Below are 13,982 nucleotides of genomic sequence, written 5' to 3'. Positions count from 1 at the left end.
TGACGTACTCCCGACATCGATGCAAGCATACGATGCGGGCTTCTCCCACCTGCTGCATCTACAACGATCTCTGTGTCCAGAGCGCAGGATTCGAGCGTTTTAGAGTGAGGAGACGCCCATCCCCACTTTTAAGTTTCTTCTGCCCAAAGGAGGCTTGCTTTTTCACATCTTCTCTTTCAACCTTGGAAACGGGGGACTTGCAGCAATTGCCTACGGGTCGGTCAACTCCAGTTGTCGGCGGAAGGAGCCAATTCGCAGAAGAGTTTTCTGGGCACTTTACTGAGATTATACCTTGCCGCTCGGCTATCCCGGACGCCGCTGACCTTCATCTGCAGCGCGGGGCTTCTCGCCGAGGAAGCTAACGTAGCACTCGGGCGATCGCACGGAGAATCCTGTCTATTTCTATCGTGACATACGCGCTCTCTGAGAGTCGCGGGTACAAATACGGAGAAGTCGGGATCGACGGGGGTTAAAACAGGTCAGTTTCCGCCGAACTGTTGTCCGAGGTCTCTTCCGGGCTGTTTTCGTCGTCGTCCCAATCGTCGTCGATCGCTTCTGCATCTAGCACCATCGGTATAATGTTGCCGTTTTCGGAGCTGCCGTTTTCGGGGCTTCCGTTTGCGCCTTCGGCGTCGGCGTGACTGGGAATGGCTTCTAAAATCGCGTCGAGAACCCGCGCCACGGGAACCAGTTTCAACCCCAAGTCGGGGGGATTTTGACCTCGGGGAACGATCGCCCGTTTGAATCCGAGTTTAGCCGCTTCCCGCAACCGCAATTCTAACTGCGACACTTGACGGACTTGTCCTCCCAAGCCCACTTCGCCGATGAGGACGGTGTGGGGATCGACGACGCGATCGCGAAATCCCGATACCACGGCGATGGCGATGCCTAAATCGGCGGCGGGTTCTTCGACGCGAATGCCACCGACGGAAGCTACATACGTATCTAACTTCGAGAGGGGAACGCCGACTCGCTTTTCTAACACGGCGAGAATTTGTTGCAGGCGGCTGCTATCGACCCCCGTGGCACTGCGACGGGGCGATCCGAAACTGGCCGGACTCACCAGTGCTTGTAACTCGACGACGATGGGGCGCGTGCCTTCGCAGGCGACGATGGTAGAGGTTCCCGAGACGCTTTCGTCGCGACTGCCGAGAAATAACTCTGAGGGGTTGGCCACTTCCCGCAAGCCGTTCGACACCATCTCGAACACGCCGATTTCGTGGGTGGCTCCGAAGCGGTTTTTCATCGATCGCAGTAGGCGGTGACTGGCGAAGCGATCGCCCTCGAAAAACAGTACGGTATCGACTAAGTGTTCTAATACCCGAGGACCGGCGATCGAGCCGTCTTTGGTCACGTGGCCGACGATAAACAAGGTAATATTTTCTCGCTTCGCCACCTGCATCAACGCAGAGGTACATTCTCGTACCTGTGCCACGGAACCGGGAGCGGACGTTAGCGAAGCGAAGTAAATGGTCTGAATACTGTCGATAACTGCTAAATCGGGTTTGAGGGATTCTAATTCCCGTAAAATTACCTCTAAGTCGGTTTCAGGAAGTAAGAAAAAATTGGTTTCGACTTCCGAAGACGGGCGATCGCCTGGGGTTTCGTCCCGTTCTGTCCGAGATTCTATGTTTTTTTCTAACCTTTCAAACGATCGATGCTCCGAGCCGTTCTGCTCCTCTTCCTCTGCCTCGTCTGCGTCTTCTTCCATCGTCGCCACCAGGAGCCGCTGCGCCCGCAACTTGATCTGCTGTCCCGACTCCTCGGCTGAAACGTAGAGAATGCGGGTGGTTCTTGCCAACTGACTGGCCGTTTGCAACAATAGTGTCGATTTCCCGATTCCCGGTTCGCCGCCGATCAGAACCAGAGAGCCGGGGACGATGCCCCCACCGAGGACGCGATCGAGTTCTCCATATCCCGAGGGCGATCGCGTGACGCTGGCGTCGGCAATTTGAGAAAGTAACACCGCCGCTCTCGGCTCTCCGTCCGATTTGTCCGCAGACTTACCCGGCGTCAGATCCCGATTCCACGCCGCCGCACTGACCGGACGACTCGAGGCTAACATTGTCGGCGGCTCGGTTTCGCTTAGAGAGTTCCAGGTGCCGCAATTCGTACAGCGTCCGAAGTACTGAGGAAACTCAGCACCACATTCATTGCAAATATAATACGTTCGAGACTTGGCCATAGTGACGGCGACAGCGTGCCTTCAATCGTTAAAAAACCCTGAAAGATAGCCCAGCAAAGGATTTCAACTGAGATTCGACCGCTCGATAGGGTAGTATCTTAATGTAGAGTAGCAAAATTTAACGATCGATTTGAATTAAAGGGGTTTGAAGGACATTGGATAGTCAAAAAGAAAAAATTCTCGTGGTTGATGACGAAGCGAGCATTCGCCGTATCCTCGAAACGCGCTTGGCCATGATCGGTTACGACGTGGTAACAGCAGCCGACGGTGAAGAGGCGCTCGATACGTTTCGCGATGCCCATCCCGATTTAGTCGTCCTAGACGTGATGATGCCCAAATTGGACGGCTACGGTGTCTGTCAAGAACTTCGCAAAGAATCAGACGTTCCAATTATCATGCTTACCGCACTCGGCGACGTGGCCGATCGCATCACCGGATTAGAATTGGGTGCCGACGATTACGTTGTCAAACCGTTTTCGCCTAAAGAACTCGAAGCTCGGATTCGCTCGGTCTTGCGCCGCGTGGATAAAACCAACAGTTCTGGAATTCCGAGTTCGGGTGTCATTCAAATCAACAGCATTCGCATCGACACCAACAAAAGACAGGTGTACAAAGGCGACGAACGCATTAGGCTCACCGGCATGGAATTTAGCTTGTTAGAGTTGTTAGTGAGTCGTTCGGGCGAACCGTTTTCGCGATCGGAGATCCTTCAGGAAGTGTGGGGATACACCCCAGAACGTCATGTGGATACGCGCGTGGTAGACGTTCATATTTCCCGCTTGCGAGCGAAACTCGAAGACGACCCGAGCAATCCCGAATTGATTTTAACGGCTCGGGGAACGGGATATCTGTTCCAACGCATCATCGAACCGGGCGAGGAAGCGTGAGGCTTCGCCAGTGAAGAGGGTAGAGTGAAGAGTGAAGAGTGTTTCAGTCGCCAGTGGCATGACATGGCTCAAACCGTACGTTGAAGGGTAGGGTGTGTTCCGGCGTCGATCGATCTTTGAGGTTGGGCGAAAAGCTTGAAACTGCCGGAACGCAACGCCTCTCGAGTCAAGCCCGTACCGCGATCGCTCGTTCCGTCTCGATTTCCTAGTGGTCGTTTCCGAGTCTTCTGTGCCGATTCTCCATGTCTAAATCTGATTCGACGGTAGTATTGCGACGATTGCCGATCGTCGTCGGTGTGTTGGCGGGAACGCTGCTGTTCGCCAACCGCCTGTTAACGCCAGATGCCGAACTGACGAACTGGCAATCTCGCTCTGATGCGGTGGGGGTCGTTATCAGCGCCCTGTTGGTGTTGACGGGGTTGTTGTGGCAGCGGGTTCAGCCGAAACCTCCCGAAGCCGTCGTTCTCGAAGGTGAAGAAGGGTTTGAGTTGGCGTCGGATTTACCGGATGCCGTCAAAACGGAGTTGGCCTGGGCTTCTCATTTACTGCTAACGAATACCGTCACGAAGTCGATCGTGGTGTGGTACGACGATCGCCTGTTGTTGCGTCGCGGCGTCTTGGGACGCAACGCCCACGTCAAACCCGGCCCGATCGTCGAACGGGTGTTAGACAAGCAAAAACCCGTTTATTTGGTCAAGCTCGATCTCTATCCGGGTAAAGTTGAATTCGACTATTTGCCTAACAACACACAAGGTCTAATTTGTCAACCCCTCGATCGTAAAGGCGTGTTGGTGTTGGGAGCCAACGCCCCGCGCAGCTACACGCAGCAAGACGAACGCTGGATCGAAGGCATTGCAGACAAGTTAGCTGCAACGTTCGATCGCGAACTCACTGTGTCGTAAATGCAGCGTCGTCGTTCGACTCACCCAGCCGTGCGAGCGATCGCCGTTTGTCTCGTCCTCGGGGTAGGAGCGGCGTTGCGGTTTTGGAACCTCGATTTCAAACCGCTCTGGCTCGACGAAATTCTCACCGCCGGGTTCAGCTTGGGACGGTCGGGATCGGAGGTTCCCCTCGATCGCTTCCTGCCCGTAACGGAACTGCGGGAGTGGTTTTCCCTCGACCCCGACGCCACCTGTGCCGACATCAGCCGCACCGTCACCACAGAATCGACCCATCCGCCGTTATATTTCTGTTTGACTCATCGCTGGTTGCAGTGGAGTCAGGTGAGTTTTGACAGCTTGACGTGGCAGTTGCGATCGCTCCCGGCGATGTTGGGGGTTTTGGCGATCGCTGCCGCGTACTGGCTCGATCGCCTGGCCTTTTCCTCCCGAACTGGCCTTGTCGCCGCGACGCTGATGGCCGTATCGCCCTTTGCCGTGTACCTGTCTCAAGAAGCGCGACACTACACCCTACCGCTGTTGCTCGTGACCCTAGCACTGGGGGGACTCATCCAGTTCGTGCGCCATCTCGTCGAGGGCAAGTCACTCCCTTGGGGAACGCGCTGGGGATGGATAGCGGCCAACACCCTCGGATTGTACGCGCACTATTTCTTCGTCATCGCTTACGCCGCACAGTTCGCCACGCTGGTTAGCGTTGTCATGACCCGACGCCCTGCCAAAACCGCTCGTCTGACGTGGCTGACGAACGGGCTAATTTTTCTAACGCCCGCGTTGCTGTTTTTGCCCTGGCTGCCCCAACTGTCGAACCACGTCGATCGCCCGGAAACGGACTGGTTTCGGCCGTTCGAGCCGAGTTGGACCGACGGCTTTGCCCCCCTAGTTCAAACCCTCGCCAGTTGGGTGGTGATGGCGATCGCGCTTCCGGTTGAAAACCAACCCCTGGCGGTTGCCGTACCGATGGGAGTCGTTATCCTGGGTTTTACCCTGTGGTTGGGGCGCGTGGCATGGCAAGGATGGCGCGATCGATGGCGACGAGACGACGGACGCTTAGAACTGTTAACGCTGGCCAGCTTCACCGTTTGGACGTTACTGGCCTTCGGCGCGATCGTCTACGGTTTGGGTAAAGATATCACCACCGCCCCGCGATATCACTTCCTTTACTACCCTGGGATCTGTGCCTTACTCGCGGCGGCGTTGACCTCCCGAGGTTCCCCACGTCGCCGAGGGGTCGCGATCGCGATCGTCGGATTGCTCAGTTCGGCGTGCGTCGTCAACAACCTCGCCTTTCACAAACCCTATTATCCCCGTCAAATCGCTCGAAGCTTCAACGTAGACCCCGAGTTACCCACCGTTACCGTCGTCGGATATCAGAACTTACAAGAAATCGCCTTGGGGTTGAGTTTTGCTCTAGAATTGCCGCCGACATCGGAATTCGGCCTGTTCGATCGCGCCTCGGGATACGACGCCCTCTGGCAAACCCTCGCAACCCGTTCTCTCTCGACGGTTCCCCCGTTAGAACTGTGGGTTATCGCGCCGGGACTCCGACAAGCTGAATATCCCGAAAGGTTAAATTTTTCGGAGGTTTTATGTCAGCGAGATATCGGCGAATATCACCGTCTCGGGATTCCCTACCAACGCTATCGATGTAGCCGCAATTTTCCAGGCTAACTACAATGACTAACAGAGCCGTCAATTTCTACCGAAGCGATCGCACTGTCTCGACTTCTCCTCATTCCCAAACTTTTTCGTCTCACCCGTGCCTCTCTACCGAGTCAACCCTACAAGTTCTCGACGCCCTATCTTCAACCGCCATCATGCCTGTTAAAAAATCCCATTACGAAAGCGCCCTCGCTCACTATTGCGAAACTCACGCCGCCGTCGAACTGCTCCGACAGCATCGCCCCTATTTTGAAGCGATTCCCAGCTTGCGTCGTCCCGACGAAAGTGCGATCGTCTTACCCTTTCCGCTAGTGCGTTTGCGGGAACCCATCTCTCAATCGGGATTGAACGGTTTGAACGTTCGAGCCGGTGAAACGGTCTGTCTTCCTTGTGAATTGGGGATGTTCATGTGCGAGCCAGACTGGAAAGTAAAAATCGGCATCGAGATTTTTATCTTCGTTCATCGCCCTCAAGAAGACTTGTCGGATTTGCTGTTGCGTTGGCGACAAACCCAAGTGTTGCTCGATAAGGGCTACGAGTGGGTGATGCCCCACCGCTACCGTCATATTTACGGCGATGCAGCTCAGCGTATTTTTCCCTTGTTCGTGCTGTTTGACGAAACCCCCGAACGGATCGTCAGAGGGTTGAACGGGGCAGCGTTACCCTTCGTTATCGAACGCTCCGACCGGAGCCAAAGCGATCTCGAGGAGGAAGTGTTTTCTGCCGAAAGCCCCTCCCTGTAGCGGCGTGAGAGCCACAACATCTTCTCGCAGCAGATACCTCGACCTCGGGCGATCGCCTTCAAAAACCGTATTGTTTCGAGTGTAGGCTTCGTGCTAGAATGAGATAGTGGTGGCTGTCAGTCAAACAGCGCTGTTGTTTGATTCCGAAAGACAGTTAACTCGAGGCGCAAACGTCTCGGGTTTGGTGTCTCTAGAGCGACAGCGACAGTTAGTCCTCAGACGCGGACGTGGCGGAATTGGTAGACGCGCTAGATTTAGGTTCTAGTACCGCAAGGTGTGAAGGTTCAAGTCCTTTCGTCCGCATTTTAAAAATTTCGACCCAAAATTTCGACCGAATACTGTTAGGGCTTACGCACTTCAGCGTTAACCACACTAAATGTAGCGATCGGTGGGCATTGCCCACCCTACAAATGGTGTAAATGCGGTCGTTCTGACTTCGAGAGTCAGCGTTACAACTGCCTGCAAAAGGCTCTGAAGCTGTCAGATCCCCAGCATCTTTAAGATGCCGGGGATCTTTTAATAACAGGCAGATTTTCTAACAGCTTGCCTCGAATTACAAGGTTTGTTCTAACTGATTCAACAACCCTCGAACGTACTCCAACGCATTTTGAATGGTTGCCGTATCTTCCAAATCCACATCGACAAAATGACGCAGAGCTTCGACCTGGTTCCACTGACTGCCCGAGGCCAACAATTCCAAATAACCTGGAACGAAATCTTTACCCACTTCCCGATATTTTTGATAACAGGCCAAACTGACCAAGGTTGACGCCGTATATTGATAGCAGTAGAAGGGTTTGAAGAAGACGTGGCCGATCCGCGCCCAGTCGTATTGATGTTCGTCGAGGAGTTCTACCGAATCCCCGCAGAGCTTGCGATACAAGTCCATCCAGGTGTCGTTGACGAACTGGCGATCGAAACTGCCTTCTTCAGCGCGATCGTGAAGCCTCAACTCCAAGCGGCTGATGGTACTTTGTCGGAACAACAAACTAAACTGATCTTCGAGTTGTCGAGTAATCAACGCGCGGCGTAATTTCGCATCGTCTCCAGCTCGGTTTAACAAGTGGTCTAACAATAACAACTCGTTAAACGTCGAGGCGACCTCTGCCAAAACCAGCGGCGGATTGCTATTGAAATAGGATTGTTGGCGATCGATCCAATCAAAATGCAGCCCGTGACCCATTTCGTGAGCCAACGTAAACAGTGAAGTGTAATCCTCCGTGTAGGACATTAACAAATAACTGTGTTTCCCGTGGAAATAGGCGCAGAACGCCCCGCCTCGCTTCCCAGGACGCACTTTCGCATCTACCCAATTATTGAGGAAAAATTCTTCGGCCCGCCGTGCGTAGTTGATGTCGAACTGTTCTAAGGCTTCCAACAGCGTCGTCACGCCCGTTTGATAATTGATGGGGGGTTCGGTTTCCGTCGTCCAAGGGGCGTAAATATCGCAAATGCGAATTTTTTGACCCAAGGCTTTGCCTTTTAAACGATAGTAACGATGGAACAAATCGAAGCGACTTTGCATCCCGTCCATAATGGCACGAAAGACGGGTTCGGACACTTCGTCGGCGACGAGTTGCTTGTGCAGCGTGGATTTGTACGATCGCATCTGACTTTCGATGCGATGGTCTTGGGTGACGGCGTTGAGGATGTAGCCGTAGAGGGAATTGTGCTGTTTGAGAACCCGACGAACCGATTGGTAGGCGTTGAGGCGAGTCTCGGCGTCGGGGTGAAACAATAACGCACTGAGTTCGGCTTCCGTGGTGGCGGTTTTCCCGTCGGGGGTGGTGACGGGATCGTATTCCTGTTCCCCCAGGTGAACCGATCGCAACTTCACGAAGGCTTCTCGTCCGGTTAGCAGATCGCGGTTGCGGGTTTGTTCGACTTCCTCGGAGAGGGTGTGGGGGCGAACTTCCGCGATGCGATCGAGATAGTGGCGATAGTTCTCCAGTTCTGGGGATTTTTGCAGTTCGTTGAAACTCGTTTCCGCGATCGCTTGCAGTTCGAGATCGAAAAACAACAGTTGGTTGTCAACCTGCGTCAACGCCTCCATCACCTTGTCTTCAAACTGCTGGGCTTCGCTGTCGCGGGTGTCGGCGGCGAATTTCAAAGCGGGGAAGGCGTAGAGATAGCCGGATTTCTGGTGAATCGATTCCAGTTCCCGCAGACAGTCGGCGATTTGCGCGGGGGACAGTTGCGCCACGTTTCCGCGATACTGTTCCCGAAACGCCGACGCCCGCTGTTGCAAGTTTCGCAAGTCTTCTTCAAATTGAGGATCGTCGAATCCCGCGTATAGATCGCGGAGATCCCATTCTTGCGTGTCGGAAATTTGCTGAATCGAGGATCGAACCAAGGCGGACTCCTTTTGTGAAACGCCATCCTTTTTATTGTAGGGAACGGGGAAGAGTCGTAGCTGTGACGCGGGCATCAAAATCTCGCCGAAATCCGGTGAATGGAATTGACCGCGTCACGCACCGCCCCCAACCGGGGAGTGATGAGGAGAGGAGATGAGGAGAACACCACATCACCTCCTTTTGTAGAAGGCAATCCTTTCTATTGTAGGGAACGGGGAAGAGTCGTAGGGTGCTGTGACGCGGGCATCAAAATCTCGCCGAAATCCGGTGAATGGAATTTACCGCGTCACGCACCGCCCCCAACCGGGGAGTGATGAGGAGAGGAGATGAGGAGAACACCACATCACCATCTCACCTCATCAACCCGATTAGGGATTTTGCCACGAATCATTTAATATTGCTATCGTTTACAGTCTTGTTATTGTTTAAAAGCCATCAACTGATATTTCGATATTATTGAATAGCTTTAGGTTGTTTCAAATTCAATAAACATAAAAACCAAGCTTGTAAAAGCATATAAATAAATCCAAATTTTTGTAAATAGATCCAGTATTTAAAAATTGCCTATGATACACTAAACCCACAATTTATTGATTTTGGTGCAAAACCATCATGGCAGATGCAATTAAAATGACCGAGCCTTTTAAAATGGCTGATGCTGACCCTAGCAAAATCAAATCTGCTAATACGAGCGTTGGCGATGAGTGCCTCAAATCTTCGAGCGCCCTGTACGCCAAGCTGTCTAAATACAACAAAAAATAGATAGCCTTTTCAGGTTTCTACTCGCTAGTAAGGATACGATACTATCCATTGGCGTTCAGTTTATCCTTGTTTTATTCAAACTCAACACGCTAATTCGTAAGCAAATTAGCGTGTTTTTATCGGTGCTTCGATCGCCACTCAACGGAGAGTAAACTTTAGCAATTTTGCGAATCGAGATAAGACTGCAAGCGATCGCGAGAGAGTTTATTATTTTTTAAGTCTCTAAAATGCTGCCGGACTCTTTCGGCAGAGGGTGTTGAAAGATTTGGAAAGGGAACGAATCCTCGTGGAACGTTAGCTTCTTGCGTCAAGCCAAACCAATTAATCGGCTCTGTTTTACTCTTTTCGAGTGATTCTCCCGTATAGATTGTAGATAGCGGTCGATCGGCTGCATCGAACGCCGCTAAAACGCGACGTAAATGAGGGCTGTTAAGCTCACCGATGATGTTGACAAATAAGAATGGGGAAGTTTGGCGGATGGTTTTGATAAATTCCTGACTCGCAAACGAAGCGGGAAAATCTAAATCCCCCTGGTAAACGTCGCATTGAAGGAAGTCAAACCGTCGGCGATTGGCGTTCAAAAACGCGATCGCATCAGCTTGTATAATTTCCAAACGCCCTGTATCGATATAATGCTGAACTAACGGAAAGAACGTCAAACACATCCGAATCACCACCGGATCGATTTCTACGACAGTCAAGCGCAACTTGGGAAAGCACGCCAAACTCATCGTGACTCCTGCACCCGCACCGAGTCCTAATACCAATCCCGACGATTCTGGCATTTGACAGCCAACTAAGAGAAAAGCAGAAGCAAAATAACTTTCAGATAACGGCCCCGGACCGCAGCGACAGTTCGTCTCCCATTGACAAGCCGAGGGAAATTTTGTGACTCTTCCCTGAGACTGTTCGCCGATACATAAAAAGCGCGTTTCCGGTTCGTCTAGAACCCACACCGTACCGAACAGTCCTTCTTCTCTGGCTAAAGTAACTGTTTCTTGAGGGTTGAGTTCGCACCATTTTTCGTAAGTGGCTCCGGCTTCCTGTAGTCGATCGAGCTGCATCAAGATCCGAGCTTTATTCATCAAAGCTTCTGAATCTTCCGGATCGAGTTTTAAAACAGCTTCGTAAGCCGCTAAACTCTCGCAATAGCGATGCTGCTGTGCGTAGAGGACGCCCAAATTGTAAAAGGGTAATAAGATTTGAGGAAAGCGATCGCTCAAGTCTCTATTAATCTCGATCGCGCGATCGACATTGCCCTGATGCCGTGCAACCGAGGAGTTAACCAGACCTTCTTCCAACCACGGATCGAGAAGCAATCCGTCTTCTCGCGCTCGCTCGATCGCCTCTTGAGAACTCGGAATCTCGGCGTTTTCCTCATACCAACAATCGTTTAAAACAATAAAGAATTCATTCAAATAGCCACAGGAACAGGTTTTAGAAACACTTTTAAAAAGAATCGCTCCCACTTGTTGCTGGGGAACGTCGGGGAGGCGATCGCTCTCGATGACAGCCTGACAAGCCGCACAGGGATGATGGTTATAGCAAGAGAGCGCGTCTTTCTCAGAACTCGGTCGATAAGCATTCTGCAAAGACAATCCAGGGCGATAGGGAAACATAGAGAGTATCGTGAGTCTTCTGAATATACGGTGGTTTTCTATTTTTTTAGAACGCAAAAATTGAGAGTTCAGTACTAAAATTCTTATTGTTGTGCCATCTAATTTACGTCTATATTTATATTGCAAACTTACAAGCCCCAAACTCTATCTATGGAATTGTCTGAATTTAACGAGCTTACCCTGGACGCGATCGAGTATGACTTCAGATTAAACATCATGCGATCGCAGATTGATTGCCATAACTAACTGGCGATCGTCGCCGCATTGCCGATCGCGTACCCAGACCCCAAATGGAACTTCAGGCGATCGAGATCGATAATATCCGTGAAATCCACAGCCTTGCTTACGTGATTTTACTGAACTTGGCTTCCGTTAAATTACAGTTGACTGATATCCTCAATACAATATACGATGACAGATATATTAACAAACAATGAAATAAAAATTAAAAATTGCGAGTTTTTATCTATCGCTTATAAGCCATTTACAGTCGATCGTTTCTCGAACGATAGTCGTGTCAGACTACCAAGAGGAGAAAACCAATTCAATCGGTACATCTCAAAAATGTAAATCGATCGGATGTAAGCTTTAGTACTCGATTTAGCTGCTGTTGGGTTGCAGCTTCGCTCGACCCAACCTACCCCAGGCTCATATTTTCACAAAAGTGAGATGCACCCAATCCAATTGTAGAGAAAGACTCGAGGGGGGGACTGCGACCGACATAACTCGCGTATGACTCCAAGAAACACGACCCATGAATCGCGATCTCTTATCCCTCAAACAAACTACACCTCTGAACTCCCATCGCACCAACCGAATGGAAGTGGCTTCACAATGGCTCGATCGACTGTTTCGTTCGGCGAGTATTCGTAATAAAATTGTTGCCGGATATCTCGTTGCCATTATCATCGCTGGATTTTCAACCCTGTCAGCGCGGCTAGTTGAAGAATATGCCAACGAAGTCGTCGAGGAACGTGCCGAAACCGTGGAAGAGCGAGCCGAGACGCTCAACAAACTGAACCTAACTCTCCTCGAGATTCACGACGTTCACTATCGTCTGCTGGCGACGCTCGATCGCCCCGATTCACTCGAGGGCAAAATCGAGCGGCTCATAGCCGATCGACGCATCTTACAGCAACTTCTTCAAGAGACGAGAGAGTGGTCTGACGAGACCGAAAGCGGACTCGACGATCCGTCCCTACATCGCGTGCAACAGCGCTTTTCCCAATGGCTCGACGTCGCCGAACCGACAGTTCGCGACTATACCCAACAACTGTTTGAAAGTGTCTCTCTCCTCGAAGACACTGCGTCAGATCCCGATCGCCTCGAGTCGGGACGACAAGCGTTGATGCGTTTGAACGAAAGTGACATTACGGTTGTTTTCGGCGATCGCCTCGACACTCTGGTTCAAATTACCTACGACTACACGAACGCCAAAGAAGAAGCCGTTCACGAGGCGTACGAAGGCGTCGAAGAACTCGAAAGCCTCATGCTCTCCCTCGGACTGCTCGTCACAGTGGTCAGTGCTGTGGTTTTAGCTCTGTTTATGGGTGCAGCCATCGCTCGTCCCCTCGAACAAACCACCGAGATCGCCAAACGTGCCATTGCCGAGTCGAATTTCAAACTGCAAGCCCCTGTCATCACCGGTGACGAAGCCGGACAACTGACAGTCAGTTTAAACCAGCTCATGCAACACGTCAGCACGATGTTGAGCGAAATTCAAAAAGCACAAGTCCAACTGGTTCAAACTGAAAAAATGTCCAGTCTGGGGCAGCTCGTCGCAGGCATCGCCCACGAAATTAACAATCCTGTCAACTTCATTCACGGAAACATCGTCCATACCCAAGAGTACGCCGAAGACCTGATCGAGCTGATCGTACTGTACCGCCGAGCTTATCCCCAGCCGACGACAGAGATCGAAGCCGCCCTCGATCGCATCGACTTAGACTATCTCATCGCAGACTGGCCGAAACTCCTCAAATCAATGCAGTCTGGAACGGAGCGAATTGACAAAGTTGTTCGCGTCTTGCGAACGTTTTCGCGATTAGACGAATCGGAAGTCAAACCAATCGACCTACATGAAAGTCTCGATAGTACGCTGCTCGTCGTCAATAGTCAACTCAAAGTGACATCGCCGAAATTCCATCTCGAGATTGTCAAGAATTACGGAACGTTACCCAAAGTCGAATGCTACGCAGGGAAGCTCAATCAAGTCTTTCTCAATCTCATCGAAAACGCCATCGACGCACTTCAATCTGACCCCCAAAACGATCGCCCAATTCTAAACATTTCAACAGACTGTCGAGGAGGTAAAGTCTACATCGAAATTCAAGATAACGGCTCGGGAATTCCTCCAGAAATTCAAAACAAAATCTTCGATCCCTTTTTTACGACCAAGCCAGTCGGTCGAGGTACGGGTTTGGGACTATCGACTTGTTACGACATCGTTCGCCAACACCAAGGACAGATCGAAATTAGTTCTCACGTCGATCGAGGCACGGAAGTCACCGTTATTTTGCCAGTGAAACCCGTATTTCTGTCACCTATGTCAGTTTTAAACATATCTTAATTTAGTTGTATAACAAAATTGATACAAAAAGGAAATCGGGAACAGAGAATCATGTTTTTTCTAGTGTTTTAATTTCTAGTATTTTAATTTTTGATGATTCATTTGGGACTGCTATATATTTCATTTCTAACAAAACCTGAATTTGGGATGAGTTGGGGAGAGTGGGGTGCATCTCAAAAATGTAAATTCATCGAATTGGGCGCACTCAATTTCCAGATCCCCGGCATCTCCAAGATGCCGGGGATCTTATACCAGAAGTGCTAATCGGGAATTTTGCCACCCCAAACTGATGTTTTTGCAAAAGT

Annotated in this window: 9 protein-coding genes and 1 tRNA gene; 7 read left to right on the top strand and 3 right to left on the bottom strand. The window is 51.1% G+C overall.

The annotated features are described in order from the left end of the window. Nucleotides 1-469: 469 nt before the first annotated feature. The gene (radA, locus tag POG22_RS08525; protein ID WP_063717764.1) at nt 470-2,185 is read right to left on the bottom strand and encodes a DNA repair protein RadA; all 1,716 of its coding nucleotides are present in this window, start codon (nt 2,183-2,185) and stop codon (nt 470-472) included. Nucleotides 2,186-2,340: 155 nt separating this feature from the next. Between radA and rpaB the strand changes: the two genes are divergently transcribed. The 5 genes from rpaB (at nt 2,341) to POG22_RS08500 (ending at nt 6,676) form a co-directional block, all read left to right on the top strand. Further along, nucleotides 2,341-3,072: a response regulator transcription factor RpaB gene (gene rpaB, locus POG22_RS08520; RefSeq protein WP_017662029.1), complete on the top strand. Its 732-nt coding sequence runs from the start codon at nt 2,341-2,343 to the stop codon at nt 3,070-3,072. A gap of 242 nt (nt 3,073-3,314) precedes the next feature. After that, on the top strand, nt 3,315-3,974 hold the full coding sequence (locus POG22_RS08515; protein ID WP_063717765.1) for a cofactor assembly of complex C subunit B: 660 nt from the start codon (nt 3,315-3,317) through the stop codon (nt 3,972-3,974). After that, complete coding sequence (locus tag POG22_RS08510) at nt 3,975-5,639, top strand: glycosyltransferase family 39 protein (protein ID WP_498904723.1); 1,665 nt, start codon at nt 3,975-3,977, stop codon at nt 5,637-5,639. Between the two features lie 146 nt (nt 5,640-5,785). Next, nucleotides 5,786-6,373, top strand: coding sequence for a hypothetical protein (locus POG22_RS08505; protein WP_063717767.1), 588 nt, complete (start codon nt 5,786-5,788; stop codon nt 6,371-6,373). Nucleotides 6,374-6,594: 221 nt separating this feature from the next. Next, nucleotides 6,595-6,676, top strand: a tRNA-Leu gene (locus POG22_RS08500). Nucleotides 6,677-6,926: 250 nt separating this feature from the next. Here POG22_RS08500 and POG22_RS08495 read toward each other — a convergent pair. Further along, nucleotides 6,927-8,726 (bottom strand): M3 family oligoendopeptidase, encoded by a 1,800-nt coding sequence (locus tag POG22_RS08495; protein WP_498904722.1) that lies wholly within the window; start codon nt 8,724-8,726, stop codon nt 6,927-6,929. 613 nt (nt 8,727-9,339) lie between these two features. Here POG22_RS08495 and POG22_RS08490 point away from each other — a divergent pair. After that, nucleotides 9,340-9,489: a hypothetical protein gene (locus POG22_RS08490; RefSeq protein WP_498904721.1), complete on the top strand. Its 150-nt coding sequence runs from the start codon at nt 9,340-9,342 to the stop codon at nt 9,487-9,489. Nucleotides 9,490-9,644: 155 nt separating this feature from the next. Here POG22_RS08490 and POG22_RS08485 read toward each other — a convergent pair whose 3' ends face one another. Beyond that, on the bottom strand, nt 9,645-11,108 hold the full coding sequence (locus tag POG22_RS08485) for a tetratricopeptide repeat protein (protein ID WP_498904719.1): 1,464 nt from the start codon (nt 11,106-11,108) through the stop codon (nt 9,645-9,647). A gap of 754 nt (nt 11,109-11,862) precedes the next feature. On the opposite strand from POG22_RS08485, the gene POG22_RS08480 reads away from it, so the two are divergent. Beyond that, complete coding sequence (locus POG22_RS08480; RefSeq protein WP_498904718.1) at nt 11,863-13,677, top strand: sensor histidine kinase; 1,815 nt, start codon at nt 11,863-11,865, stop codon at nt 13,675-13,677. The last annotated feature ends 305 nt before the right edge of the window (nt 13,678-13,982 follow it).

The organism is Geitlerinema sp. CS-897, from assembly GCF_028368005.1.
Lineage (GTDB): Bacteria > Cyanobacteriota > Cyanobacteriia > Cyanobacteriales > Geitlerinemataceae > Baaleninema > Baaleninema simplex.
This window is presented reverse-complemented; position numbering and strand designations above follow the sequence as displayed.